21 protein-coding genes and 1 pseudogene are annotated in these 26,109 nt (G+C 64.0%); 15 read left to right on the forward strand and 7 right to left on the reverse strand.

Annotated features, from left to right (window positions below):
* Window positions 1-40 precede the first annotated feature (40 nt).
* Window positions 41-766 carry an ABC transporter permease gene (locus P2Q66_RS09205; protein ID WP_115523509.1) on the forward strand — a complete coding sequence of 242 codons (726 nt, stop codon included), beginning with the start codon at window positions 41-43 and terminating at the stop codon, window positions 764-766.
* A 7-nt stretch (window positions 767-773) separates the two neighbouring features.
* On the forward strand, window positions 774-1,718 hold the full coding sequence (locus P2Q66_RS09210; protein WP_079596062.1) for a COX15/CtaA family protein: 945 nt from the start codon (window positions 774-776) through the stop codon (window positions 1,716-1,718).
* 73 nt (window positions 1,719-1,791) lie between these two features.
* Here the strand turns inward: P2Q66_RS09210 and P2Q66_RS09215 are convergent, their stop codons facing one another.
* The 3 genes from P2Q66_RS09215 to P2Q66_RS09225 all read right to left on the reverse strand — a co-directional run bounded on the left by P2Q66_RS09215 (window position 1,792) and on the right by P2Q66_RS09225 (window position 5,769).
* Window positions 1,792-4,131, reverse strand: a complete 2,340-nt coding sequence (locus P2Q66_RS09215) for a bifunctional SulP family inorganic anion transporter/carbonic anhydrase (protein WP_275727440.1) — start codon at window positions 4,129-4,131, stop codon at window positions 1,792-1,794.
* Between the two features lie 113 nt (window positions 4,132-4,244).
* A complete protein-coding gene (locus P2Q66_RS09220; protein WP_275727443.1) occupies window positions 4,245-5,102 on the reverse strand; it encodes a class I SAM-dependent methyltransferase in 858 nt (285 codons plus the stop codon).
* Between the two features lie 103 nt (window positions 5,103-5,205).
* Window positions 5,206-5,769, reverse strand: coding sequence for a dihydrofolate reductase family protein (locus tag P2Q66_RS09225; RefSeq protein ID WP_275727445.1), 564 nt, complete (start codon window positions 5,767-5,769; stop codon window positions 5,206-5,208).
* A gap of 228 nt (window positions 5,770-5,997) precedes the next feature.
* Here P2Q66_RS09225 and P2Q66_RS09230 point away from each other — a divergent pair, with 228 nt between their 5' ends.
* Both P2Q66_RS09230 and P2Q66_RS09235 read left to right on the forward strand, forming a co-directional pair.
* Entirely contained in the window at window positions 5,998-6,237 is a 240-nt protein-coding gene (locus tag P2Q66_RS09230; protein WP_275727447.1) for a hypothetical protein, read from the forward strand.
* A gap of 240 nt (window positions 6,238-6,477) precedes the next feature.
* Window positions 6,478-7,860, forward strand: a complete 1,383-nt coding sequence (locus P2Q66_RS09235; RefSeq protein ID WP_275727449.1) for a vanadium-dependent haloperoxidase — start codon at window positions 6,478-6,480, stop codon at window positions 7,858-7,860.
* Window positions 7,861-8,000: 140 nt separating this feature from the next.
* Here the strand turns inward: P2Q66_RS09235 and P2Q66_RS09240 are convergent, their stop codons facing one another.
* Both P2Q66_RS09240 and P2Q66_RS09245 read right to left on the reverse strand, forming a co-directional pair.
* Window positions 8,001-8,576, reverse strand: coding sequence for a hypothetical protein (locus P2Q66_RS09240; protein WP_275727452.1), 576 nt, complete (start codon window positions 8,574-8,576; stop codon window positions 8,001-8,003).
* 490 nt (window positions 8,577-9,066) lie between these two features.
* Window positions 9,067-9,402, reverse strand: coding sequence for a hypothetical protein (locus P2Q66_RS09245; RefSeq protein ID WP_275727454.1), 336 nt, complete (start codon window positions 9,400-9,402; stop codon window positions 9,067-9,069).
* Between the two features lie 1,871 nt (window positions 9,403-11,273).
* Between P2Q66_RS09245 and P2Q66_RS09250 the strand changes: the two genes are divergently transcribed.
* Together P2Q66_RS09250 and P2Q66_RS09255 are read left to right on the forward strand one after the other, a co-directional pair.
* Entirely contained in the window at window positions 11,274-11,513 is a 240-nt protein-coding gene (locus P2Q66_RS09250; protein WP_275727456.1) for a hypothetical protein, read from the forward strand.
* A 2-nt stretch (window positions 11,514-11,515) separates the two neighbouring features.
* Window positions 11,516-12,076 (forward strand): RNA 2'-phosphotransferase, encoded by a 561-nt coding sequence (locus tag P2Q66_RS09255; RefSeq protein WP_275727472.1) that lies wholly within the window; start codon window positions 11,516-11,518, stop codon window positions 12,074-12,076.
* Window positions 12,077-12,205: 129 nt separating this feature from the next.
* Here the strand turns inward: P2Q66_RS09255 and P2Q66_RS09260 are convergent, their stop codons facing one another.
* Window positions 12,206-12,541, reverse strand: coding sequence for a hypothetical protein (locus P2Q66_RS09260; RefSeq protein ID WP_275727457.1), 336 nt, complete (start codon window positions 12,539-12,541; stop codon window positions 12,206-12,208).
* Between the two features lie 281 nt (window positions 12,542-12,822).
* Here P2Q66_RS09260 and P2Q66_RS09265 point away from each other — a divergent pair, with 281 nt between their 5' ends.
* The 3 genes and pseudogenes from P2Q66_RS09265 (at window position 12,823) to P2Q66_RS09275 (ending at window position 16,220) form a co-directional block, all read left to right on the forward strand.
* Window positions 12,823-13,236 carry a hypothetical protein gene (locus P2Q66_RS09265; RefSeq protein ID WP_275727459.1) on the forward strand — a complete coding sequence of 138 codons (414 nt, stop codon included), beginning with the start codon at window positions 12,823-12,825 and terminating at the stop codon, window positions 13,234-13,236.
* Between the two features lie 1,303 nt (window positions 13,237-14,539).
* Window positions 14,540-15,367, forward strand: coding sequence for a hypothetical protein (locus tag P2Q66_RS09270; protein WP_275727461.1), 828 nt, complete (start codon window positions 14,540-14,542; stop codon window positions 15,365-15,367).
* Between the two features lie 257 nt (window positions 15,368-15,624).
* A pseudogene (locus tag P2Q66_RS09275) lies at window positions 15,625-16,220 on the forward strand (recombinase family protein).
* A 283-nt stretch (window positions 16,221-16,503) separates the two neighbouring features.
* Here P2Q66_RS09275 and P2Q66_RS09280 read toward each other — a convergent pair.
* Window positions 16,504-17,463 carry a heme o synthase gene (locus P2Q66_RS09280; RefSeq protein ID WP_079596051.1) on the reverse strand — a complete coding sequence of 320 codons (960 nt, stop codon included), beginning with the start codon at window positions 17,461-17,463 and terminating at the stop codon, window positions 16,504-16,506.
* A 445-nt stretch (window positions 17,464-17,908) separates the two neighbouring features.
* Between P2Q66_RS09280 and tkt the strand changes: the two genes are divergently transcribed.
* The 6 genes from tkt to pgl all read left to right on the forward strand — a co-directional run.
* Entirely contained in the window at window positions 17,909-20,026 is a 2,118-nt protein-coding gene (tkt, locus tag P2Q66_RS09285; RefSeq protein WP_275727474.1) for a transketolase, read from the forward strand.
* A 24-nt stretch (window positions 20,027-20,050) separates the two neighbouring features.
* Complete coding sequence (gene tal, locus P2Q66_RS09290; protein ID WP_115523418.1) at window positions 20,051-21,166, forward strand: transaldolase; 1,116 nt, start codon at window positions 20,051-20,053, stop codon at window positions 21,164-21,166.
* Window positions 21,167-21,172: 6 nt separating this feature from the next.
* On the forward strand, window positions 21,173-22,804 hold the full coding sequence (locus P2Q66_RS09295; protein WP_115523417.1) for a glucose-6-phosphate isomerase: 1,632 nt from the start codon (window positions 21,173-21,175) through the stop codon (window positions 22,802-22,804).
* A gap of 14 nt (window positions 22,805-22,818) precedes the next feature.
* Window positions 22,819-24,378, forward strand: coding sequence for a glucose-6-phosphate dehydrogenase (gene zwf / locus P2Q66_RS09300; protein ID WP_275727467.1), 1,560 nt, complete (start codon window positions 22,819-22,821; stop codon window positions 24,376-24,378).
* On the forward strand, window positions 24,375-25,316 hold the full coding sequence (locus P2Q66_RS09305) for a glucose-6-phosphate dehydrogenase assembly protein OpcA (RefSeq protein WP_115523415.1): 942 nt from the start codon (window positions 24,375-24,377) through the stop codon (window positions 25,314-25,316). The genes zwf and P2Q66_RS09305 overlap by 4 nt, the downstream gene beginning before the upstream one ends.
* On the forward strand, window positions 25,306-26,109 hold an 804-nt coding region (gene pgl / locus P2Q66_RS09310; RefSeq protein WP_275727469.1), incomplete at its 3' end, for a 6-phosphogluconolactonase. The genes P2Q66_RS09305 and pgl, both read left to right, overlap by 11 nt.

Below are 26,109 nucleotides of genomic sequence, written 5' to 3' on the forward strand. Positions count from 1 at the left end.
CGGCACCGCGGAGGCATCGGACCGGCAAGAGGCCGCAACCCTGCTCCGCCGCGTGCTGCTTCAGGGCAAATACGAAGCCCTGACCATGCTGCGCAACGGCGAGCAGCTGATCCTGGCTGTGGTGCTGCCGCTACTTGCGCTCGTTGGACTGACCGTGACGCCGTTCCTCGACGGGATGGGCGCGAGCCGCATCGACGTGGCCGTACCTGGCATCCTGGCACTGTGCGCCATGTCCACGGCGTTCACCGGCCAGGGCATCGCCACCGGCTTCGACCGCCGCTACGGGGTGCTCCGGTTCCTGTCCACTACTCCCCTGGGCCGCGGCGGGCTGATCGCCGGCAAGGCTCTCTCGGTTCTGGCCGTGTTGTGCCTGCAGGTGGCAGTGGTCAGTGCCGTCGCCTTTGCCCTGGGCTGGCAGCCGCCGGCGGCCGGCTGGGTTCCCGGGCTGGCACTCCTTGCACTGGGCGCTGCGGCGTTCACGGCCCTCGGCCTGCTGGTGGCGGGGACGGTCCGGCCGGAAGCCACCCTGGCCATCACCAACCTGCTGTGGATCCTCCTGGGCGCATTGGGGGGAATCGTGATCCCCGCAGAAAGGCTCCCGGCCGCAGCCCAGGGCCTGGTGGGGTTCCTGCCTTCAGGGGCACTGGGCGAAGCCATGCGCGACGCATTCCTCGCCGGCGCCGTGAACGGCGGCGCCGCCCTCATACTGCTGCTCTGGACCCTGGTTGCCGGGGCAGCTGCCATCCGTTGGTTCAAGTGGAATTGAGTACATCGTGAGCACGGCTTCACGCCTTCCCCAAATGGCCGGCCGCCTGGTATCCCGGCTGCCCCGCACCGTGGACGCCCGCGTCCGCCGCCTCGCTGTTGCGTCCCTGATCGGGCAGACGCTGCTTGTGGTGACGGGCGGGGCGGTCAGGCTGACTGCCTCCGGCCTCGGCTGTCCCACCTGGCCACGATGCACGGACACGTCCCTGGTCAACACGCCGGAGATGGGCATCCACGGGTTCATCGAATTCGGCAACAGGCTCCTTACCTTTGCCCTGGCCGCCGTCGCAGCCCTGATGCTCGTGTACCTGTGGAATCTCCGGAAGGAGCGCAGGGACCTGTTCCTCCTGGCGCTTGGCCTGCTGGCCAGCATCCCGGCCCAGGCCGTGATCGGCGGGATTACCGTGCTGACCAACCTCAACCCCTGGGTGGTGGGGCTGCACTTCCTGGTGTCCATGGCCCTGGTGGTGTTCGCCACCCTGCTGGTGAATCGGGCCTTCGGCAGGACCGGCCGGTTCATGGCGGCCCGGCACCGCGCCCTGCCGGGGATCATGCGGCCGGTGACAGCCGCCGTCGCGCTTTTTTCCGCCCTCGCCGTGATGCTGGGCGTGGTAGTGACCGGAGCCGGGCCGCACGCCGGCGACGCTGACGCTCCCCGCAACGGACTGGACTGGGACCTGTTCTCCCACATCCACGCCGTGCCGGCCTACCTGATCACAGCCGGGACCGCCGTCGCGCTGGCGCTCGTGGTCATGCGCCGGATTAACGGGCCCTTCCGCACCGCGGTCCTTGGACTCCTGGGAGTCACCGTGCTGCAGGCCGTCATTGGGTTCACCCAGTACTACAACGGCATTCCGGCCCTGCTGGTGGCAGCGCACATGCTCGGGGCCGCGCTGCTGATGGCCGCGGCAACCAACGCGTGGGACATCGCCCGGTCCAGCCCCGTGGAGTAGTCCGCCCTGCACGGCAAGGGCCCCGGTTCCGTGGAACCGGGGCCCTTGCCGTATCGGCTGGGTGCCTTGCCGCTTAGCCCGTAGGCGCCTTCGCCGAACCCGCTGCCCCGGCCCTGGCCGCGGCCTGCGCCGGATCCAGGAACTCGATGCCGGACGTCGTCACAAGAAGTACCCGCGCCGTCGCAATGTCGTAGAAGAGGCCGGTGGTTTCGACGGCTCCCCTGGCCAGCGCCGGACCAACCACCGGGTGCGTTTCCAGCTTGCTGAGCTGCACGGCAACGTTGACCATGCCCAGCTGGTCTACCCGGCTGTACCCGGCATCCGCCGCAGCGACAGCAACCGGATGGTCCGCCAGCAGTTCCAGGTAGCTCGGCCGGGCGTGGTTGAGCCAGGCATCGAATCCCGCGCCCAGGGCCTTGTTCCCGTTGCCGGCGGCGTCCTCGATCAGGGCCTTCATGGCTCCGCAATTCGAATGTCCGCAGATGACGATGGAGTCCACCGCCAAACCCTTCACGGCAAACGAGAGCGCAGAGTCGATGGACGCATCCTGGCCGTCATGGCACACCACGTTGCCGATGTTCCGCAGGGTGAGCAGGTCACCTGGGCCGCTGCTGGTCAGCAGGTTCGGGTTCACCCGGGAGTCAACGCAGGCCACGAACAGCGTGTCCGGGTTCTGGCCTTCCGCCAAATCCTGCACCAGGGGACGCACCTTGTCCGCGAAGCGCCGGTGGTATTTGTTGATCCCGCCAAGGATGGAGCGCCGGGACTGCGGGTCCTCCCCCGTTTCCCCTGCGGACTGCCACGATGTGCGGGGCGGCAGCGGCAGCTCATGGGCTTCCTGGCGTTTGGGCACCTGGTGGGCCGCATCCTGGAAGAGCGTGTTTCCGTGTTCCTCCAGCGCGACGGTCCCGCCGGTGGCCTGGTACTGCTTCCGCCAGGCGACAACGGCCTCACGGAAGGCATGGTCCAGGTAGTCGGCGTTCAGCTCCACCACAACGTCCTTGCCGTCCGGGACGGAGTGCAGCACGCGGTTCAGCCTCGGCAGGGCGAAGAAGCTGCACGATCCGGTGATGGTGATCCGCCACAGGCCCGACGGCGGGACGGGCGGGTATGCCTGAACCGAGGCCCGCAGCACGCGCCACAGCACGCTGGCCGCGGCCAGTGCCAGGCCGATGAGGACGCCCTCGAGCAGGTTGAGGAAGACGACGCAGAGCAGCGTCACGGTGTAGATCAGGAGGTCCCCGGTGCGGCGGCTGGTCCTGATGTCGGCCACCTTGATCAGGCGGGCACCGATCACCACGAGCAGCCCAGCCAGGACGGCGAGCGGGATCAACTGAATGAGTCCGGCGAAGAGGGCGGAGAAGGCCAGGACCCAGACGCCGTGCAGGACGGCGGAGGCGCGGGTGGCAGCGCCCGCCTCCACGTTGGTGGCGCTGCGCACGATGACGCCCGTGACGGGCAGTCCGCCGAGGGAGCCGGACACGATGTTGGCGGCTCCCTGGCCCATCAGTTCCCGGTTCAGGTTGGTCCGTGCGCCGTTGTGCATCTTGTCGACGGCGACGGCTGACAGCAGCGATTCGATGCTGGCGATCAGGGCCATGGAAAGGACGGCGAAAGCTATTGCACGCCAGTTGCCGTCCGGTAGCTGGGGCAGCGCCACGGCGTCGAGGATTGATCCGTTGAAGGAGATGCGTTCCACGGCGGGCGCGAACGCCACGGACAGGGCTGTCCCGGCCACGACGGCGGCCAGGGGTCCCGGGACCCGGCGCACGGCAGCCGGAAGGTGCTTCCAGCCCAGCAGGATCGCCACCACGGCGAGCCCGAGCAGTGCTGCGTGCAGTTCCAGGTTGATGATGGCGGCGGGGAGGCCCGTGAGGTTCTCCAGCGCGGAGCCTGCCGGCCGGGAGCCGAGCAGGACGTGGATCTGCTGCAGCATGATGGTGATGCCGATGCCGGCCAGCATCGCCTTCACCACCACGGGTGAGACGGCCAGGGCGGCCCTGCCCACGCGGCTGATGCCCAGAAGGAGCTGGACGACGCCGGCAGCTGCGGTGATCGCGCAGGTCACCTGCCAGCCGAATTCCTGCACCAGCCCGGCCACGATGACGGTCAATCCGGCAGCGGGTCCGCTCACTTGGAGGGGGGATCCGCCCAGGCTGCCTGCGATGATGCCGCCGACGGCGGCGGCGATTAGTCCGGCCATGATCGGGGCGCCGGATGCCGCTGCGATGCCGAGGGAAAGCGGCAGCGCGACGAGGAACACAACGAGCGATGCCGGGACGTCAGCGGCCAGGTGCGTGAGGAACCGGGGACGCCGGGACCTGGGGCGCTCCCCTGGGTCCTGTGGTTTCTCGTGCGGCGGGGGGTCGTTCCTTGAAGCGGTTCCGGTGGTGGGATCGTGTGCCTGTGCCATGGGTTTCCTTTTGCTCGCGGGCAGGATCCACCCCAGAGTAAGCAGACGGTCACAGCAGGTGACACGAAACGTGATCAATATGACAAATTAGTCATGCGCTTGATGGGCGGGAGTTATCGCGGGGGCATCCCGCTCTCACTCGCTTTTGACAGCGTGAATATTCCATAGCGCATCGCACCGCTGCGGTAGGCCAGGATCAGGCGCGGGATGCTTAGGACGAAGATGCGGTTGCGTGCCCGCAGGGCGAGGCGCCGGGTCTCGGGATCGACGAGCAAGGCCTTCAGAAGCCGGAGGGCGCAGATCGTCCAAGTGCGCGCGACGCGCCGGCTGACATCCTCATAGCCGTCGATCGTAAACCCCGCCGCCGTTGCCATTGCCTCATACTCCTCGCGCGTGCCCATTGAGGGCAGGCGCCCTTCGCGGCAGATCGGTTCGAGCAGGTGGCGAACCTTCCAGCCGCTGGCATCAGTCTCGGCGAGCCACGCACAGATCACGAAGCGGCCGCCGGGCGACAGCACGCGATGCGCCTCGGCGAAAAACCGGGGCTTGTCCACCATGTGCTCGCTGGACTCGATCGCCCACGCGGCATGGGCCGAGGCATCGTTCAGCCCGTTGGCGAGCCAGTCGCGGAGTTGGATGTCCACGTCACGCACGGGATGCGCGGCCGCGTAGTGTTCCTGCTCAGCAGAAAGCGTGAAGCCGGTAACGCGAACGCTGCGTGTGCTTGCGAGCTGCCTTGCGGTGGAACCATAGCCGCAGCCGATGTCGACGCAGGCCTCGCCGGGCACAAGGCGCAGCCGGTATGCGACCGTCTCAACCAGGGCCTCGACGGCCTCGGCGGGCGTCTCGTGACCTGTCACCCATAGACCGTGATGGACATGCTCACCCCACACCCGGCGATATATCGGATCGAGTTCGTCGTAGTGATCCGCGACCGCCACTGCGGTTTGGGAAATATTGGGGACGATCACGCCGTCACATTACAACGCGGGCCCATGCCTACGTAAGGTCTCGGCTCACGGCTGCTCGGTCCTTCCTGTGGCCCGAAGCCCGCTCTGATCCAATGCCGGGCAGTCAGCGCCTGGTCTCGTACCTGGTCAGGACCACACCATCGGGAAACGTCCGGGTCTCCACCAGGCTCAGGTTCACCCAGTTGTCCAGGGCGGTGAAGAACGGTGTGCCGCCGCCTAGCAGAACCGGGTGGGTGACGATCAAATATTGGTCGATCAGCCCGGCCCGCATGGCCGCTGCGGCGAGTGTGGCACCGGCGATGTCCATTGTGCCGCCGTCACCGGCCTTGAGCCGTGTAATCTCGGTGACCGCGTCACTGGTGACCAGGCGGGTGTTCCAGTCGACCGTGCGGGTCGTCGAGGAGAACACTATTTTCGGCATGTCCCGCCAGCGGCGGGCATACTCGATGTGCGCCGGTGTGGCGCCGGGTTGCTGGTCCGCGGTCGGCCAGTGGGAGCTCATCGTCTCCCACAGTTTGCGCCCGTACAGCGCCAGGCCCGTCGCCCCCACCCGGTCGGACCACCATTGGAACAGCTCATCGCTCGGCACGCTCCAGCCGAGGGCGTCGCCGGGCGCGGCGATGTAGCCATCTACGCTCACGTTCATGCCATAGGTCAGGTTACGCATGGCGTCAGTCTCCCGTGAGGCGGTCTTCGTTGTACAGACCAGACTCAAGGACCACCATGCCAAATTACCTCAGCCCCAATGATCTCCTTGATGCCCTCAGCATCCGGGACCTCTCAGATCCCCACAGCGGTCCCCATGCCCTGCAGGTGCTCCTACAAAGTGTCACAAATGCGCTGTGCAGCAGATGGGAAGTGCCGGAACGGATCGTCCGCCACAGTCCGAACAGCATTGAACGGACAGGCTGACGGTCTCGAAAGCGTCGCACTCCTCGCTCTCACTCCCCACGCGGAACTTCCGGTGCCAGCCCAGGAGCGGCTCAAGATCCGTGAAGGACAGGCCAACGCGCTGATACGGCTCGTGCTGCGCCCTCTTCCCAGGACGATGACAGATCTCCAGGCCAACCAGATCCGCGACGATGTCTACCTTGCCCTGCACGAAGGGCCGGTAAAGGAGATCATCGACGGGTAAAGCTCCTACATCGGGGTGCCGGCAGCACATGCTTGGGCTGCCGGCACCCACCACCTCCCAGGCTGCCGAACACATTCCACTGGACAACGCGTTGGCAGAGGGACACTCTTGGAGTAACCGCACCGACTGCGCATTGCGCTGACCCCGGGCGGTCGCCTGCCGCCGGTGTCGGGCACCACTGAGATGTCGACTCCGTCGGGTTCGCTTGAACATGGCTCCGATGATTGAAGGATCGACGACATGACGAAGAGCAACGCTTACGATCATCACGGGCGACCATCGCTGACTTCGAGGAACGGTCCGCGCCGACGGTTGGCACTCTGCTTGATCCCGGCACTGACCGCCGCACTCGTTCTGACGGGAGTGTCGAGCGCCGGCGCCTCGAACGCTCGGAACGCGGCGCCGCCGAACACGGACGTCCTCATCGAGTGGAGCAGCATCGCCCAAGACCACGTCATCCCACTGCGTCCCACGGCTCACGGCCAGCTCCGCGGCATGGCGATGGTTCAGGGCGCGGTGTATGACGCCGTGAACGCCATTGACCGCGGGTACCAGCCGTATCTGCTCGACGGCGGCTCGGTCGGCGTCGGGCCGGAGGCATCGTTTGATGCGGCGATCTCGACAGCCGCACACCACGTGCTCGTCACTCTTGTCCCGTCGGACAAAGTAGCTGGCCTCGATGCTGCGTACGCAGCAACGCTCGCGGGCGTCGCCGACGGCCCGAACAAGGACGAAGGCGTCGCCGCCGGTGAGGCCGCCGCGGCAGCGATGATCCTCGCCCGCACCGATGACGGGTTCATGGTCCCGTTCGAGTTCAACATCGGACCCGAACCCGGCGACTGGCGGCCCGTCACACCCGATGCACGCGATCCGGACGCCTGGGTGGCCAATCTCAAACCGTTCATCATCGAGAGTCCCGACGCATTCCGCTCGGAGGGTCCCAACCCGCTGAGGAGTGCCGAGTACACAGCGGACTTCAACGAGGTCAAGGAGATCGGTGCGCTCGCGAGTAGCACTCGAACCGACGACCAGACCACTGCGGCCGTCTTCTGGCAAGCCGCGCCGGTAGCACTCTGGAACGGCGTGTTCCGCAGTCTCGCCGTAAAGCACGGACTTGATCTGCCCGACGCAGCTCGACTCTTCGCGATGACCAACCTCGCCGCCGCTGATGGCGCGGTGGCTTGCTGGAACGACAGGTACTACTGGAACTTCTGGCGTCCGATGGCGGCGATTCGCGAAGCCGACACCGACGGCAATCCGGAGACGGCAGCCGATCCGATATGGAAACCGCTCTTCGATGCATCGACAGTGACCGTCCCGCCGCTCGGCACACCGCCGTTCCCGGAGCACCCGTCTGGTCACGGCTGCGTCAGCGGCGCGACTCTCTCCGCAGCGCAGGAGTTCTTCGGCACGGACGAGGTCGCCTTCGACGTGAACTCCGGTCGCTTCCCGGGCGAGCCACGGCACTTCGACGGATTCTCCGCGGCGATACAGGAGGTCATTGATTCTCGCGTCTGGGGCGGCATCCACTTCCGCACCGCCGCCGAACAGGGCGCCGAGCTCGGCAACGAGGTTGCGTCGTGGCTCAGCGATCACTACTTCCAGCCCGCGACATGTCGGTAGCGTCCTGCGACGAGGCCCAATGGTGGAACCTGAGCCGGAGGGAAGCTCGATGGGTTGGGACGAAAGCAGCGCAGTGACATGAGAAATGGCGGGCAGTTTCTCCCGAGGAAACAAGGCCCGCCATCCCTTAGAGGACGATCCTAAGTTTCTCGGCTTTCCAGCGAAGACGGTGGGCTGCTCGTCACATCGACCTCGGGTCTGACGGGCCAGCGGCCTGTCACCTCGCGGAAATCAATGGCCCGCAGCAATGGAGTCATGTCGTAAGCGCTCATGTTCAGGCTGAGCTTGACACCATGAACGGATTTCACTGTCAGGAACTGCTGACCTCTCAACGTCCCTACGCTGTAGTGCACGATGTCGTCATAGGCAATCAAGTGTTCCTTGCCGAGCACGCTGCGAAAGGCAACTTCATAGGCGCGCGGAGCCACGTAAAAGTTGCGGTACATCGTGATGAATGCCATCCCGCCCAAGAGAATCGCCACCGAAGCAATACGGGCACCTAGAGGTGCCCGGGCTGTAGTAAAGGTGAACAGGCCCATGAGGAATCCCACGGACACGCAGAGCCAGCCAAAGATCAACAGCACCTTCGGCATACGGACCTGTTCCGGATACTTCTTGGACCGGTTGGGGTGCTTGCGCGCCCACCAGGCAATGGCGGCAATGGACAAGGTCGTGAATACGGTGATGGAGATGTTTATGATCTGCGCTGTCGACATTCTTCGGCTACATCCCTTGGGCGAGGAATGCCAACGTGGCTGTGAGTATGAGCAAAGAGGCGCTGATGGTACGACGAAGCAAATTTCCCCCAGAATCTGATCGGCTGTCCGGCAAAGTCTAAACCTAAATTCGTCCTCGGATTTGCAGCAGATTCCAGGCGCAGGATACAGGGCGCCGGCCGCAACGCCACGCGAGAGAAGCCCCTGCTCCCGGTGGCCGGCTCTGAAGAGGACTGCCCGCACGTCGCCCGATAGCCGGTCGATGGAAGGGGTGCAGTGCCTCGGGTTCTCGCCTACGTGCGGCCCTGGCCACCGAAAGCCCGTATGACCTGTCCGATTAGCCTCCCGGTGAGGGTCTTTCAACTGGCACCTTGGCGTCTCGTAACTCTAGGGTTTCGAGGCACAGCGGTTTCGAGATACCTCGACGGGTACTATCTGGACGGCTGAGAAGCCGCAGCGTCCCGATGATGGGCCGGCATGCTTTGGCCGTTTAGCCGTCAGAAACGAGGACGTTCTCGTGAATCTTCGTCCAGCCGCTGGATTCCAGCTCTTTGGTGTCGTAACCGTCAGCGACCAGGATTGAAGACTCTTGGTCTGGGCCGCCGGTCCTGACCAGCTCACCTTTTGTCGCATCAGTGCATCCGGAGTACCAACCAGACCCATCAATAGGGACCGTGATGATACAAGCATGCGGCCCTTCATTGCCCTGCCCCACGAAGTACTTCTTCCCATTGGCCTCTGCCACAAGGAGTACCTTGTCCAGCTTCACGTCATTGAGTTTGACGTCTCCAGGAAGCTCATCCGAAGAGGTTGGTGTTCGTTCCAAAACCTTCAGGCTGCCAGAGTCTGAACAGCTGCTCAAAAGCAGCCCGGCTGTGAGTGTGGCTGTAAGCAGTGTAAAAGTGCGGTTTTTGATGGCGCTGCCCCCTCAGGCTTTCGTTGAAATGCCATCGTAACCACACTCGGGAGAACGTGGCTGGCGGCCGCTTTGATGACAGCTTCCAACGGTGCCCGGTGGAGGATGGCCAAAAGTGGCCTGGGCGGGGCGCCAGGGGATAGTGCCCCCGACCGGGCATGATTCGGTCAAGGCTCCGATGCCACGATCTCCAACACGTGGGCATAGTTTTGCAGGAGAGTTGGGATCCCCGTGATTAGGCGCCTTTCGGCCACGGACACCACAAAGACTGCAGTGGTCCGGGTTACTCGGACGCACGGGCTGTCTTCTTCAACCCAATGCGCCCCAGGAACAGTGTGCGTGAGTAGGTCACCGTAGAACATTCCAATGGCACGGACCAACTTTGTCAGAGCAGCTCGGTCGGGGTGGTGATCTATGAGGTGGTCAAGGGCGGCGAGGCCTTCTTTGGAAGGGGGAAGCTCCTTCCCGAGAGAACGAAAATGAGCCAGCAGCTCGTCGTAACCACCCACGTTGGTCGGAGGAGTAACGGGCGCTGCCGGGGCCAGTTTGTATTCGGCGTAGCGGCGCGAAAGACCTGTCGGAAGCTGCTGCAGAGGTTCGTCAGAGTGGCCAGAGTCCGTCATCCCGAAAGACTAGCCGGTGCCTGTCCTTTCAAACAGCTCCGAATGGAGCTCACCAAGCCTGCTCGCTGGCCAAGCTTGACAACTATAGAATGGTCAAACGCTCCTGAGCAGTCGGCGCTGTAATGGTGACCGCGCTCCTAGCGTGGATCGGTTTTAGCGTTTTCGCTGGCCCCCCGGACGAAGTCTTGCAGTGCTACACGCCGCGCGACGACCGCTGGTTCACGCCAGTGTGCCCGTAGGGTTTCCCTCTCTGCCGCGTACGCCACCCGTGGCCCGGCTGATGGACCCACAGAGGATTCGGCTAGCGGATGGAAGTAGCACTAGGCACGCACCGACAGTAGGTCTGCTGCTATGTCCGCGTCGGGGGTCTCTTGGCAGCCCACCCGTAGGCCCAGATGCTGTAAGCCAGAATGGCTAAGTCGAAGGCAACCAAAAGCCAAAAAATGAGGGTCATTTGTCTGCCCTCGAACAACACCGCCGCAGCTTGGCTGCTTAGTAGCAATAAGGCGAAAACGGCCAGCACAACGGCTTGCCCCTTAGTCATCTGCTTTTTGCCGCTGGACCCCATGCCCTGAGCCTAACTCCGCAGTCAATACTTCGCCTGTGGGAACATCGATGTCCTGACAATCGATGGAAATAATTACGTTCTGTATGGCGATCTGGGCAAGATCGACCTCCGAGCCGCATCCGTCAGAATGGTCGTCGCTACCGACGTGATCGCTTAGGCCCTCGGAGAGTACGGCCGCTACTCAACAGGTCCAAGTTGAGGCACCGTGCGCAACGTACGGAAGCCGATCGTCCTACGGGCGTTTGGAACTCCCTCTCACAGCTGTTACGCGGCGCCGGTACTGCTTACCGGGCCGCTATAGACTCGCCGAAACAACTCAGTGGTGTGGTTGGCGGACTATTGGAGTGGACGGTATGGGATCAATTGGCGGGACCCGGGTAATCAGCGCCCTCTCCGACTTCTTTACCGGACGGAGGCGCCACGCAGTTCCGCTCTCTCTGCAGGTCAAGCGCGTGATCCGGCCGCTCTCTCAGGTTCCTTCGGCGTATAACGAGGATCCTGTTTTTACGTGTCCTGGTGGAGACGCGGAACTGCGATGCGCCTACGAGCGGGAAGGCGCCATATACGCAGGTGGACTCCGCTTTCATCGAGTGCGCGCCTACCGCTTCCGAGCTGAGCGTCACTGCACCCTCTGGCACAGCGAGGATGCTTACGACACGCTTGTTGAAGTCGAACGATCCGAGTGGGCCGCAGAATTGTTGGAAGCCCAGCCAAGCGACACCCGGGGAGAGTGGAAGATCAGACACTTCCTGATCTACATCAGTGACGCAGGGGCCTACGAAATTGCCGCAGAAGACTTCGAGTGGCTGCCCGAGACGATCGTTTCGTGAAGATGCCCGCCGCCGACCTCAGCCGCGCGGTTTCTCATGCGCTACGCCACGAGCCTTGGCTCTATGAGTTGGAACTTGATGCTGAAGGTTGGACGTCGATGCTGGCGCTGGTTGAGGCACTGCGGCGCGAACGCGGCTGGGAGGAGCTGACCGTCGCGGATGTGGAAGCGATGGTGTCCGCTGCGACCAAGCAGCGACACGAAGTGCGGGAGGGTCGAATCAGGGCCCTATACGGGCACTCGGTGTCCGACCGGATTGAGCTGGTCCGGCAAGAGCCTCCTGCAGTGTTGTTTCACGGGACGTCACCAGCCGCTGTCGATGCCATCCTCGAGGACGGATTGCGGCCGATGGCACGTCAGTACGTTCACCTGTCCGTTGATGTAGAGACAGCGTGGTTGGTTGGCAGTCGTAAGGCCTCAGTCCCGGTCTTGCTCCGCGTGTCAGCTGACGACGCGGCAGCAGCGTCAGTGCCGTTCTACTACGGCAACGAGCGGGTGTGGCTCGCAGATTTCGTGCCAGCTCGCTTCATCACAAAGGTCGACCACCAAAGCTTCACTACGTGAGTCGTCTCGGTGACAGATCCTCGAACGGACACGGCTTAGCCGCTTCCTAGGGCGGCGTATCAGAGCCTTCAGATGCCCAACGATCTGAGCCAACCGCGACCGACAGCCGGAGCCCAAGCCTAGGAAGATCTACTTTCGCATTGCCCCTGAGATGAAGATCTCGGGTAGCCCCATCGTCCACGGATCAAGATCCGTGTCTGCAAAAACATGGATGTGCGTACCGTCGTCGAGGACGAAGACTGGATCGAATAGCTCATCGCTATCCGCTTCTACAGTTACGAGCTTTCGTCCCACGAGGCCCTGAACCTCGTCTTCCAAGTCAGGCGACTCCCAGTCAAAAACCCTGTTCGGTCCATGAACGGCCCACGGACACATCAGAGTGAGCGACCACGAGTTGCCGATTAGATTGATGATCGGATCATTGACCTCGCAACTTAGTACCTTGAGTGGGAGCTCTGCCTCCACGAGGTTGCGAACACTCCTCACCAGCGAAGCCCCAAGTGTGTCCGCTGACGGTGATCCGCTCCGGAGCCTGTCTTCAATCGAACGTAGATAGAAGGTCTGTTCACCTACTCAGAGTAGTGACAATCAGTGACCCGCTAAAGGATCCCGCCGCGGGTCATAGACGAACCTTTACCGGCACAAGTGTTAGAAAGGCGGGCCGTTAGGGAGCTCCCGATCATCAGGGGAACGGAAATCTGGCCATGCCAGGTCATGTTTGGATGAGTCTCTGTAGGGTGGTCCGCATGGGGAAACGTTCATCCGTCAGTGTTTTCACGCTGATAGTCGCGGCGGTGGTTTCAGGATGCGGTGACGGCCGGGGTGCTCCCGACAGGGAAGAAACTTTTGCTGTCCACGGTGCAGAATGCACTGCTAAGTGGTGGCTTGAATCAATGGTTGACGATGTCCCCAGTGCAGCTTCGGACGAAGCCACCCGGGCCCTGACCGGGGCCAAGGTTGAAGCGTCTGAGCTAGAAGACTGGAAACGAACCATCCTGGAATCACAGTCCGGCGACCGAGAGATAACCGAGAGCCGACTCGAAGGGTTCGCGTACGTTGAGGCAGTTAGGGCTGACGTCAGATCGAGTCTGGCTGAAGCCGGGTTCCCTGACGCGCCCACCCGCCTCATCGAGGTCTACTCCGATGTGGACTGCAGCTGAAGCGATCATCTGGGACCTTGACGTGAAGCGCAGCGGTCTTAAGGGGTGCTTCCAGGTAGCTGCCGCGGTCTTTTGGAAGGAACCCTAAACGGCAATAACGAAGGCGCGCCTGGCCTTGTGGTGCCGATTCGTGACGAGATTATTGTCCATCTGTAGACGTGCAAATATTGTGTTTCTCCTCAACGAAGTAGGCCAGACCAAGAGCGTGATCACAATGAACACGAGCATGAGCCATCAGTGGGCCTGCCATGCGGCCCTGCTTGGGCAAGCTATCGTGTCAGGCACGTGGGATGTGGAGTCCTGGCGCGGCAATAACACGAACTTGTGGGATTGGATTTACTGGCGCTGCAACTGGGGCCAGCAGCCCGGCTGGGGGTAGAAGGGGAGATGAACGCCATGTCCATCAAGTCAAGAGCCCCGGGTATCTTGGGGCTTCTCGGGGCACTACTGCTTCTAGCTGCACCCATTGCGGCCGTCGTCGAGTACAACGTACAGAAGCAGATCGGGGTTGTCCCGATGGGACCGATAGGAAGTTGGGTCTTTGCACTGGTAGCGCTCGGAGTGCTGCTACTTGTTCTTGCAATAACTGTTGGGCTCAGGAATCGCAAGCCCAGCACCGGGTCCCAGCAGCGGTTATCGGACTAGCCGCGCTGATCGTTTACGGATTGACGGCTTGAAGCTGCACTCGTCGGTCAACCCCGCAGTCGCGGCGATGCTGGCTCCCCATGCGCCCACGCTAATCTGCGTCATCGGTTTATAGAGTGATCCGCTGTTTAATTCCTGCGACGTCCCGCAAGGGTCCAGTCTCGAAGCCGTCCCGTTAGCCGGTCCATGGAGGGGGTGCAGCGCCTCGAGTTCTCGCCTACGTGCGGTCCTGGCGGCCGGAAGCCCGTATGACCTGTCCGATTAGCCTCCCGGTGAGCGTCTCTCAACCGAGGTACCTTGCCGTCTCATAACCCTTGTGTTCTGAGACGAGAGGGTTTGAGACCCGTTTGGATGGGACCCTCACCAGGCACCGCACCGGCAGCGAGGATGCTCGATCCGATGAAGTACGGAACGCCCAATTCACTCGGGATGTGCACTTTTGCAGGACAGCTCACCAACAGCCCGGAGAGCGCCTTGTCAGGCACACGGGGGCTGAGGCTTTGGCGAACCAGCGGTGATGGCTACAGTCGCCCGGCGGCGGGACTCACCATCCGTTCCCGTTGTCCAAAATGGGGGGCATTCGCTTCTGGCGTGCCCTTGCGGTCAGTGTTGGCTGGGCGTAACGTCCGCAGCATAAGGGTTGCCTTTGGAGGCCTCCATGCGTGTGCTGCTACGCCATTTCATTGCCATGACATTAGTCTTGTCCGTCTGGCTTCTCGGGCTGTGGACTTCAAACCGGCGCTCCCGCCCCACTCATGCCGGGAGCGCACGCCCGATCGGCATCGCCATCGCAATGCTGGCGTGCGTAAGCCTCTCGGCGTGCACCCCCGCCGAAGCGCCATCCCCCGCAGCAACTACGGAGGCCCGCACGGCCCCACCGGCGCCCACGGTCCCGCCGGTCCCACCGCTGCCGGAAGGCGACATCGACCCCGGTAAATACCTCGTCACCAGCTTTCAAGAGAATTTCGAGATCACCGTCCCAGACGGCTGGAGGAGTGACGATGGCCTGTTTAAGGACGACCCGGATCACCCGGATGATTATGGGGTCTTCGTGGGTTGGTGGCCCGCGCTCTATGTGCCGAGGGACGCATGCGCATGGGAGGGCGCGCTCGTCAAGCTCGATCCGTCGGCTAATGCGTTCGTCGACGCGATGACGGCGCAGACGTCAACGGCCAGCACCCCTCCCGTCGAGGTTATGGTGGGCGATTACTCCGGCGTCGAGTTCGACCACTCCGTGGAGGGTGACGTGGACTTCAAAGCCTGCGACCGCAACAAGTTTTGCATCCACTCATCAATCTCAAACGAATGCGGACGCTGGTACTCGAGCACCGCTGAGCGCGAAACCTATCGGGTAGTCCACCTGAACGGCGAACGCGCTATGTTCTGGGTGGTCCAATTCCACGAATCGATCAATCCGGAGCTGACAAGAGAGGCACGCGCCGTCTTCGACTCGATCGTGTTCAAGCTCCCACAAATGACCAGCTGATGCGATACGCGATACCGCCCGCGGGCGCCGACTCCTTCTCTGACCCCACCTTGGGTGTCTCATAGCGTCAGTGCCTCGAAACGCAGGGCACACGAGGCGTTTCACCAATTGGACGAGGACACCGAAACGCCCTGCCCGAATTCCCCGCAGAAACACTTAACTTGCCTGGGGGCCACCGATTCTCGTAACCATGTCTTGGAACCTACTGAACTAATCGGCATACCATCCATTAGTTGTGTGACACATCGGAGCAGCCCATGAAAAAGCTGATTGGCTACGCACGTGTTTCGACCCGGCAGCAGTCCGCGGACCGGCAACAGGTGGACCTTCTTGCCGCAGGCGTCCGACGCGATGACCTTTACGTCGACCACGGTGTGTCCGGAGCGCGAGCTTCACGGCCCCAGTTCGATCAAGCTGTGAACGCACTAATCGAGGGCGACACCCTCGTCATCGCAACTCTGGACAGGCTTGGGCGATCCACCCAGAACATGCTCTCCTTCGCCGAGCAACTCCGCAGCCGGGGCGCAGGTTTGCGCGTCCTGAATCTGGGCGGAGGCGACTTTGACCAGCGACTCCCATGGGATCCATGCTGTTCACCATCATGGCCGCCCTCGCGCAAATGGAACACGAGATCAAACGCGAACGCATCACGGATTCGATCAGCAAACGCAGAGAAGCCGGAAAAGATCTTGGTGGCCGACCCTGCCGGTTCACTGACAGTCAGATTCGTAACGCTCTCCGCCTGGTCGAAGGCGGCGAGCCTGCGGCGCAGGTCGCCCGTGATTTCGGAATGTCCCGGGCGACTTTCTACAGGCGGTCTCGAACACTGGGGAAGCAACAGGACGCCACTTAGCGGTGCAAGAGGCCGCCAATACCGCTGGGATTCACACTCAAAGGTACTGACGGGCTGCTACCGCGGCGACTCCATAGACCTCTTGCTCTACTCCGCGTCGACGAAGGCAGATTGAGGTTTACCCGGAAAGATAGGCCGAAAGCTCAAATGACCTACCCCGGGCAGCTGGGCAACCAGGCATGTCCCGTTCACCGCCCCGGAATCAGGGCTGTGGTGAGAGAGCGTCCGCGGAAAACCTGCGGAAGGTGAAAGAGCGTTGCGGGTGGGGTGGCGGAGCTGAAGGCTAGCCAGCCATGACGGCCGGGCCGATGAACGGGTCGACAGCCAGGGCGATGAACAGCAGGGTGAGGTAGCTGATGGAGCCGTGGAACACCTTCATGGCCCGCTTGTCGGAGATGTCCTCGCGCTGTGCCCGGTTATACAGGGAGTGCGATTCGTAGAGGAACCAGGCGCCGGCCACCACAGCGGTGGCGGTGTACACCCAGCCCGCCCCGCCGGCAGGAACCATGAGCAGCGAGCACACCACCATGGCCCAGGCGTACAGAACCACCTGTACCGACACCACCTTGGCGCCGGCGATGGCACCGAGCATGGGCACGTTGGCGTTGCGGTAGTCCTCGCCGTAGCGCATGGACAGCGGCCAGTAGTGCGGCGGGGTCCACAGGAAGATCACCATAAAAAGGATGACCGCGGGCCATTCCACGGTGTTGGTGACGGCCGCCCAGGCGATCAGCACCGGGAAACAGCCGGCGGCGCCGCCCCACACGATGTTCTGTGCCGTGCGGCGCTTAAGGATGATCGTGTAGATCACCACGTAGAAGAAAATGGCACCCAGCCCCAGCCAGGCGGACAGCGGGTTCGCCCCGAACCACAGGATGGCGATGGCGGCAGCACCCAGGAGCCAGGAAAAGACCAGCGCTTCACGCGGGGTGACCTCCCCCGTGACCAGGGGACGGTTCTCCGTGCGGTGCATCAGTTTGTCGATGTCGCGGTCAATGTAGCAGTTGAACGCCCCGGCACTGCCGGCCGCGAACGCGCCGCCAACCAGGGTGGCGAGGATCAGTCCGATCGAGGGAAAGCCACGCTCCGCATAAATCATGGTGGGAAGCGTGCTGACCAGCAGCAGCTCGATCACGCGCGGTTTGGTGAGGGCGAGATACGCCTTGGCCTTACGGGCAAACCCGGCACCTGATGCCCGGGATGCGTTCAGCGGCGTATCTGTTGTGCTCACGGTGGCAGTCACCCGTTCTGTGTGGCAGTTGTGTCTGGCGGTGCAGCTACGGACGGCTGGAAAGGTCCGCTGCCCGGCATTGGCCTCCGAATATCATACCGCGCCGCCACCCTCCTTCCGGCCGCCCGATATGCGCACATGATCGCTCGAACGCCGATTCGAGCAGATTAACTCAACCTCACTTCAGGCTGATTCATAAAAGGGGAAATTGCGTCCAAAACGTGAGATTTGCGCCGCCCGGAGAATGGAATGGAGCTAAGCTGTCACCAGATCAGCACGCAGCAAGGAAGCGGTGGAAAACGCATTCCCGGACTGGCCAGTGGCTGAGTGAGAGATCAACGTTTCGATGGTGAACGGCTGGTACACACCGCAGCGGGCGCCACACAGCGTGCCTTTAAACGGATCCGGTGTGCCGCCTGCCATCAGCACAGAGAGGGGCCCGGTTTTCGTGCCACATTTGGAAGAGCAAGAACTGTCATGGACCAGCTTGGACCAGCGCGCCGTGGATACTATCCGCGTGCTGGCTGCGGACGCCGTGGAGAAGGTGGGCAACGGCCACCCCGGAACGGCCATGAGCCTGGCGCCGGCTGCGTACCTTCTTTTCCAGAAGCTGATGCGCCATGATCCGCGGAATCCGGAGTGGCTGGGACGTGACCGGTTCATCCTGTCCCCCGGGCACACGTCGCTGACGCTGTACATCCAGCTGTTCCTTTCCGGCTACGGCCTGGAGCTGAAGGACCTGCAGGCGCTGCGGACCTGGGGTTCGCTGACCCCGGGCCACCCTGAGTACAAGCACACCGCGGGTGTGGAGATCACCACCGGCCCGCTGGGCCAGGGCCTTGCCTCCTCCGTGGGGTTCGCTTACTCCCAGCGCCGCCAGCGCGGCCTGTTCGACGCCGACGCCGCACCGGGCACCAGCCCCTTCGACCACACCATCTGGGTCATCGCGTCCGACGGCGACCTGCAGGAAGGCGTCACGGCCGAGGCTTCCTCGCTGGCCGGCCACCAGGAACTGGGCAACCTCGTTGTTGTGTACGACGAGAACCACATCTCCATCGAGGACGATACCGACATCGCGTTCACCGAGGATGTCCTCAAGCGCTACGAGGCCTACGGCTGGCACGTCCAGCGCGTGGACTGGACCAAGACCGGCGAATACAAGGAAGACGTGCAGGAGCTCTACTCGGCGCTGCTTGCTGCCAAGGCCGAGACGTCCAAGCCGTCCATCGTGTCGCTGCGCACCATCATCGGCTACCCCGCCCCGAAGAAGCAGAACACCGGCAAGATCCACGGTTCCGCACTCGGCGCCGAGGAAGTTGCAGCGCTGAAGGAAGTCCTGGGCTTCGACCCGGCCAAGTCCTTCGAGGTTGACCAGGAAGTCCTGGCCCACGCCCGCTCCGTGGTGGACCGGGGAGCTGCTGCCCGCAAGGAATGGGAAGAGTCCTTCAACGCCTGGCAGGCAGCCAACCCCGAAGGCGCGGCACTGCTGCAGCGCATCGAGGCCAAGGAACTGCCCACCGATGTTGACGCGGCCCTTCCGGTCTTCCCCGCCGGTAAGGACGTCTCCACCCGCGCCGCATCGGGCAAGGTCCTGAACGCCCTCGGCCCGGTCCTGCCCGAGCTCTGGGGCGGCTCTGCTGACCTCGCCGAGTCGAACAACACCACCATCGAGGGCTCGCCGTCGTTCGTTCCGGCGTCCAAGCAGACCGACGCGTGGAAGGGCAACCCGTACGGCCGGGTCCTGCACTTCGGCATCCGCGAGCACGCCGCAGCGTCGATCGTGAACGGCATCAGCCTGCACGGCCGGACCCGCGCGTTCTCCGGCACGTTCCTGATCTTCAGCGACTACCAGCGTCCCGCCATCCGCCTCGGTGCACTGATGGGTGTCCCGTCCCTGTACGTCTGGACGCACGACTCCATCGGCCTGGGCGAGGACGGCCCCACCCACCAGCCCGTGGAGCAGCTCGCCTCGCTGCGCGCCATCGTGGGCCTGGACGTTGTCCGCCCCGGTGACGCCAACGAAGTTGCCGTTGCCTGGAAGACCATGCTGGAAAACCACGCCAACCCGGCCGGCATCGTCCTGACCCGCCAGAACATCCCCACGTGGGAACGCGGCGAGGGAGCGGCCGACGGCGACACGTTCGGTTCCGTCGCGGGCGTCGCCAAGGGCGGGTACGTCCTGGCGGAGGCCTCCAAGGACGGCGCCACCGTTCCGGCCGACGTGATCCTGATCGGCACCGGCTCCGAGGTCCAGCTGGCCGTCAAGGCCCGTGAAGCACTGCAGGCCGAAGGCATCGCCACCCGGGTTGTGTCCATGCCGTGCGTCGAGTGGTTCAACAAGCAGGACGCTGCCTACCGCGAATCGGTCCTCCCGTCCGCGGTCAAGGCCCGCGTCTCCGTCGAAGCAGGACTTGCCCTGGGCTGGAAGGAATTCGTCGGCGACGCCGGCCGTTCCATCAGCCTCGAGCACTACGGCGCTTCCGCTGACTACAAGCGCCTTTTCCAGGAGTTCGGCATCACGGCAGAAGCAGTAGCTGCCGCTGCCAAGGACTCCCTCGCAGGCCTGCAGGCCTAACAAACGATTTCAGGAGAAAAGACAATGACTACTCCCACCCAGCAGCTTTCCGACGCCGGAGTTTCCATTTGGCTTGATGACCTTTCCCGCGGACGCCTGGAAACCGGCACCCTGCGCAAGCTCATCGAAGAGAAGAACGTGGTTGGTGTGACCACCAACCCCTCCATCTTCCACGCCGCCATCACCACCGGTACCGACTACGACGCCACCATCGCCGCGCAGGCAGCAGCAGGCGCGTCCATCGAAGACACCATCTTCGAAATCACCACCACCGACGTCGCCGACGCCTGCGACCTCTTCGCACCGGTGGCAGCAGCCACCAACGGTGTCGACGGCCGCGTCTCCATCGAAGTTGACCCGCGCCTCGCCTGGGACACCGCCGGCACAATCGCCGAAGCCAAGCACCTGTACAAGAAGGTCAACAAGGACAACGTCCTGATCAAAATCCCGGCCACGCTCGAAGGCCTCGAGGCAATCACCGCCACCCTGGCCGAGGGCATCAGCGTCAACGTGACCCTGATCTTCTCCCTGGAGCGCTACCGCGCCGTCATCAACGCCTTCCAGACCGGCCTGGAACAGGCCAAGGAAAACGGCCACGACCTCTCCAAGATCCACTCCGTGGCATCATTCTTCGTCTCCCGCGTGGACACCGAGATCGACAAGCGCCTTGACGCCATCGGCACCGACGAAGCCAAGGCCCTCAAGGGCAAGGCAGGCGTCGCGAACGCCCGCCTCGCCTACCAGGTCTACGAAGAGCTCTTCGCCACCGAACGCTGGGCCCTGCTCGCCGAAGCCGGCGCCCGCCCCCAGCGCCCGCTCTGGGCCTCCACCGGCGTGAAGGACCCGGCCTACCCGGACACCCTTTACGTCACCGAGCTCGTCGCCCCCGGCGTCGTCAACACCATGCCCGAAAAGACCCTGGACGCCACCTTCGACCACGGCGAGGTCAAGGGCGACACCATCACGGGCACCTACGCCGAGGCCAACAACACCCTTGACGCACTGGAAAAGCTCGGCGTCTCTTACAACGACGTCGTCGCCATCCTCGAATCCGAAGGCCTGGACAAGTTCGTGGCCAGCTGGAAGGAACTCCTGGCCGACGTCGAAGGCGCCCTCGCCTCAGCACGGAAGGCTTCCTAGTCCCCTATGAGCACTCTCAGCTACGACGCCACCGGCGCTGCCCAGAAGGCACTTGAACAGCACCTTCCTGCTCTGGTCGAGGAGCGGATTGCCACCCGGATCTTTGCCAAGGACCACACCCTGTGGGGTCCGGATGCAGAATCCGAGTCGGCCATCCGGCTTGGCTGGGTGGAGGCGGCCACCGTCTCCCAGCCGCTGGTGAAGGACATCCTGGAACTCCGCGACGCCCTCCGGGCTGAAGGCGTCACCCGCATTGTGCTGTGCGGCATGGGTGGTTCTTCCCTCGCCCCAGAGGTCATCGCCGGCACCGCCGGCGTCGAGCTGACTGTGCTGGACAGCACGGACCCGGACCAGGTCCGTGCTGCCCTGGCCGACCGGCTGGCCGAGACCGCGATCGTGGTCTCGTCCAAGTCCGGCTCCACGGTGGAGACCGATTCCCAGCGGCGGATCTTCGAAAAGGCGTTCAACGACGCCGGCATCGACGCCGCCAGCCGCATCATCATCGTCACGGACCCCGGCTCCCCGCTGGACAAGGCTTCCCGCGAGGCCGGCTACCGCGCCGTCTTCAACGCCGACCCCAACGTCGGCGGCCGCTTCTCCGCCCTCACGGCCTTCGGCCTGGTCCCCTCCGGCCTGGCCGGCGTGGACATCCAGGCCTTCCTGGACGAGGCCGAGGAAGCAGCGGAAATCCTCAATGACGATGCCCCCGAGAACATCGGGCTCGCACTCGGCACCGCCCTGGGCGGAACCACGCCGCTGCGGAACAAAATCGTCATTGCCGAGGACGGCTCCGGCATTGTGGGCTTCGCCGACTGGGCCGAGCAGCTCATCGCCGAATCCACCGGCAAGCTGGGCACGGGCGTCCTGCCGGTCGTGGCCGGCCCCGCCGCACCCGAGGTAACGTCCGGCGCGCCGGATGTCCTGGTGGTACGGCTGGTGGCCGCTGATGCCGACGTCGAACTCGGCGACGACGAAGTGGCCATCGCCGGTGGCCTGGCCACACAGATGATGGTGTGGGAGTTCGCCACCGCCGTGGCGGGACGTTTGCTGGGCATCAACCCCTTCGACCAGCCCGACGTCGAAGCCGCCAAGGTGGCAGCGCGCGGCCTGCTGGACGCGCAGCCGGAGCCCACTGCCGCAGCATTCGTTGATGGCGCCATCGAGGTCCGCGGCGGTGACTGGCTCGGTGATGCCGGCACCGCGGAGTCCGCCGTCAAGGCACTGCTGGGCACCCTCGAGGCAGACAGCTACCTGAGCGTCCAGGCGTACTTCGACCGCCTCGCCTTCGCTGAACTGGAAGGGATCCGCGACGAACTGGCTGCTGCCAGCGGCCGTCCCGTCACATTCGGCTGGGGCCCCCGGTTCCTGCACTCCACCGGCCAGTTCCACAAGGGCGGACCCGCCATCGGCGTGTTCCTCCAGGTCACGGCTGCGCCTGCAGAAGACCTTGAAATCCCGGAGCGTCCCTTCACGTTCGGGGAACTGATTTCCGCGCAGGCTGCCGGCGACGCCCAGGTCCTGGAAGGGCACGGCCGGCCCGTGCTGCGCCTGCACCTGACCAACCGTGCCGCCGGCGTGAAGCAGCTGCAGGACATCGTCGCTGCACTTTCCGCCCGCGCATCCGCTACCGAAAGCTAAGGCACAAAAGCAACATGCCAGAAACTGAATACGGCAAAAGGTCCGGGACCCGGGGGCGTAATCCGCTTCGGGATCCGCGTGACCGCCGTTTGAACCGGATTGCGGGTCCGTCTTCGTTGGTGCTCTTTGGGGTTACCGGTGATTTGGCGCGCAAGAAGTTGATGCCGGCTGTGTATGACCTGGCGAACCGGGGGTTGTTGCCGCCGAGTTTCGCGTTGGTGGGTTTTGGGCGCCGGGAGTGGAGTGACGCTGATTTCGCCGGTCAGGTGAAGTCCTCGGTCCAGTCCTACGCGCGGACGCCGTTTGATGAGGCGGTGTGGAACCAGCTGGCTGAGGGCATCCGTTTTGTCCAGGGCGAGTTCGACGACGACGGCGCGTTTGAGCGGCTCGGCGAGACGATCAAGGAGCTTGACGATGTCCGCGGGACCCGCGGGAACCACGCGTTTTATTTGTCGATCCCGCCAAAGGCGTTCGAGCAGGTCTGCCGGCAGCTGTCCAAGCACGGGCTGGCGCAGGCCGAGGGTGAGAAGTGGCGGCGGGTGGTGATCGAGAAGCCGTTCGGGCATGACCTGGAGTCGGCCCGGCAGCTGAACGACATTGTCGAGTCGGTGTTCCCCCCGGACGCGGTGTTCCGGATCGACCATTACCTGGGTAAGGAAACGGTGCAGAACATCCTGGCGTTGCGGTTCGCGAACCAGTTGTTCGAGCCGTTGTGGAACGCGAACTATGTGGACCATGTCCAGATCACGATGGCCGAGGACATCGGCACCGGCGGCCGTGCCGGGTATTACGACGGCGTGGGCGCCGCGAGGGACGTGATCCAGAACCACCTGCTCCAGTTGCTGGCGCTGACCGCGATGGAGGAGCCGATCTCCTTCAACGCCGATGACCTGCGCGCGGAGAAGGAAAAGGTCCTCGCCGCGGTCAAGCTCCCGGAGGACCTGTCCACGCATTCGGCGCGGGGGCAGTTCACCGGCGGCTGGCAGGGCGGCGAGCAGGTCCAGGGCTACCTGGAGGAAGAAGGCATCCCGGCCAACTCCACCACCGAAACCTTCGCCGCGATCCGGGTGGACATCCACACCCGCCGCTGGGCGGGGGTGCCGTTCTACCTGCGCGCCGGCAAACGCCTGGGCCGCCGTGTGACGGAGATCGCGGTGGTGTTCAAACGGGCACCGAACCTGTTGTTCCGTGACCATGGGGAGGATGACTTCGGGCAGAACGCCGTGGTGATCCGGGTCCAGCCCGACGAGGGTGTGACGATCCGGTTCGGGTCCAAGGTCCCGGGCACGCAGATGGAAGTCCGTGACGTGACGATGGACTTCGGCTACGGGCACTCGTTCACCGAGTCCTCCCCGGAGGCGTATGAGCGGTTGATCCTGGATGTGCTGCTCGGTGAGCCGCCGCTGTTCCCGCGGCATGAGGAAGTGGAGCTGTCCTGGAAAATCCTTGACCCGTTCGAGGACTACTGGGCCACCCTGGATGAACAGCCCGAACCCTACGCCCCAGGCTCCTGGGGCCCGGCCAGCGCTGATGAGCTGCTGGCCCGTGACGGACGAACCTGGAGAAGGCCATGATTGTTGACCTGCCGGACACCACGACCTCGAACGTGTCCAAGAAGATCATGGCCCTGCGCGAGCAGGGCGGCGTGATCGCCCTCGGCCGGGTGCTCACCCTGGTGGTAGTCACGAAGTCCGGGCTGGAGGAAGAAGCGATCGAAGCGGCGAACGAGGCCAGCCGGGAACACCCCTGCCGGATCATCGTCCTGGCCGACGCCGGCAAAAACGCACCGGACCGGCTCGACGCGCAGATCCGGGTGGGCGGGGACGCCGGCGCCTCGGAAGTGATCGTGCTGCGCGGCTACGGCCAGCTCGCCCACGAATCCGAGTCCCTGGTCGCCGCGCTGCTGCTCCCGGACGCACCGATCGTGGCCTGGTGGCCGCACGGCGCCCCGGAAAGCGCCTGCGACACCTCCATCGGCCGGATCGCCCACCGCCGGATCACCGACTCCGCGAACGAACCGGACCCCCAGGCTGCCCTGGAGAACATCCGGTCCACCTACAAAGCCGGCGACACCGACCTCGCCTGGACCCGCCTGACCAACTGGCGCATCCAACTCGCAGCCGTCCTGGACCAGGTGGACTCCTCCCCGGTGACCGCCGTCGCCGTCGAAGGAGCCTCGGACTCCCCGTCCACCATCCTGCTGGCGGCCTGGCTCACCCTGACCCTGGACGCACCCGTGACCATCGTCGCGGATCCAGCCGGCACCGGCATCCGCCGCGTCCGGCTCACCCGCCCCGGCGGGGACGTCCAGCTCTTCCGGCCGGGACTGTCCGTCGCTGAACTGACCCAGCCGGGCCAGCCCGCCCAGCGGATCTCGCTTCCCCGCCGCAGCCTCCGCGACTGCCTCGCCGAAGAGCTCCGCCGTTTGGACCCCGACGAAGTTTTCGGCGAAGTGATTACTATTGGACTGCCACGTACCAATCTAAGGAGCGTCCGTCCCAGTGAGCGTTGAGCCAAGAGTAAGCATCCATCCTGATTCATCTGTTCTCATGGCAGCCATCGCGGCCAGGCTCATCACCAAACTGGTGGATGTGCAGGACAAGTACGGCGAGGCCACTGTGGTGCTGACCGGAGGCTCGGTGGGCATTGGGACGCTGAAGGCTGTTGCAGACTCTCCGGCCGCTCCCGCCGTCGACTGGTCCAAGGTCAACTTTTGGTGGGGTGACGAACGCTTTGTGGGTTCGCAGGACCCTGACCGGAACACAAAGCAGGCGTTTGACGCACTGCTGTCCCGCATCCCGGTAGATCCTGAGCGGGTCTTCCAGCCGGGCTCCTCAGACGAGTTCGGCAGCCCGGAAGAAGCTGCGGACGATTACGCCCGGCGCCTCCGGGAGGCTGCCGCCGCTGAGCATGCTGCGGACATGTCCGATGACCGGCCCGAGGAACCTTCCGTCCTACCGCGCCTGGACGTTGTCCTGCTCGGTGTGGGTCCCGACGCGCATGTGGCGTCGCTCTTTCCGGAGCAGGGCGGTATCAGGGAGAAGGAACGCACGGTGGTGGGGGTCCGCAACTCCCCCAAACCGCCTCCGCTGCGGGTCTCGCTCACCCTCCCGGCCATCAATACGGCCTCCGAGGTCTGGATGGTGGTTGCGGGCGAGGACAAAGCCGGCGCCGTGGGCCTTGCCCTCGCGGGTGCCAACCCCGTCCAGGTACCGGCTGCAGGTCCGCGGGGAACCTCCCGGACCCTGTGGCTCATCGACGAAAACGCAGCCTCACGTGTCCCGCAGCAGCTCGTCCGGAAGGAC

This window comes from Arthrobacter sp. Cr_A7, assembly GCF_029222765.1.
In the GTDB taxonomy this organism is placed as follows: Bacteria; Actinomycetota; Actinomycetes; order Actinomycetales; family Micrococcaceae; genus Arthrobacter.

What these genes read in the sequence shown, in the direction of transcription:
- P2Q66_RS09215 (WP_275727440.1), bottom strand. Translation starts at nt 4,131, where the DNA reads ATGGCACAGGCACACGATCCCACCACCGGAACCGCTTCAAGGAACGAC.
- P2Q66_RS09225 (WP_275727445.1), bottom strand. Translation starts at nt 5,769, where the DNA reads ATGCGTAACCTGACCTATGGCATGAACGTGAGCGTAGATGGCTACATC.
- P2Q66_RS09235 (WP_275727449.1), top strand. Translation starts at nt 6,478, where the DNA reads ATGACGAAGAGCAACGCTTACGATCATCACGGGCGACCATCGCTGACT.
- P2Q66_RS09240 (WP_275727452.1), bottom strand. Translation starts at nt 8,576, where the DNA reads ATGTCGACAGCGCAGATCATAAACATCTCCATCACCGTATTCACGACC.
- P2Q66_RS09255 (WP_275727472.1), top strand. Translation starts at nt 11,516, where the DNA reads ATGCCCGCCGCCGACCTCAGCCGCGCGGTTTCTCATGCGCTACGCCAC.
- P2Q66_RS09265 (WP_275727459.1), top strand. Translation starts at nt 12,823, where the DNA reads ATGGGGAAACGTTCATCCGTCAGTGTTTTCACGCTGATAGTCGCGGCG.
- P2Q66_RS09270 (WP_275727461.1), top strand. Translation starts at nt 14,540, where the DNA reads ATGCGTGTGCTGCTACGCCATTTCATTGCCATGACATTAGTCTTGTCC.
- tal (WP_115523418.1), top strand. Translation starts at nt 20,051, where the DNA reads ATGACTACTCCCACCCAGCAGCTTTCCGACGCCGGAGTTTCCATTTGG.
- P2Q66_RS09295 (WP_115523417.1), top strand. Translation starts at nt 21,173, where the DNA reads ATGAGCACTCTCAGCTACGACGCCACCGGCGCTGCCCAGAAGGCACTT.
- zwf (WP_275727467.1), top strand. Translation starts at nt 22,819, where the DNA reads ATGCCAGAAACTGAATACGGCAAAAGGTCCGGGACCCGGGGGCGTAAT.
- P2Q66_RS09305 (WP_115523415.1), top strand. Translation starts at nt 24,375, where the DNA reads ATGATTGTTGACCTGCCGGACACCACGACCTCGAACGTGTCCAAGAAG.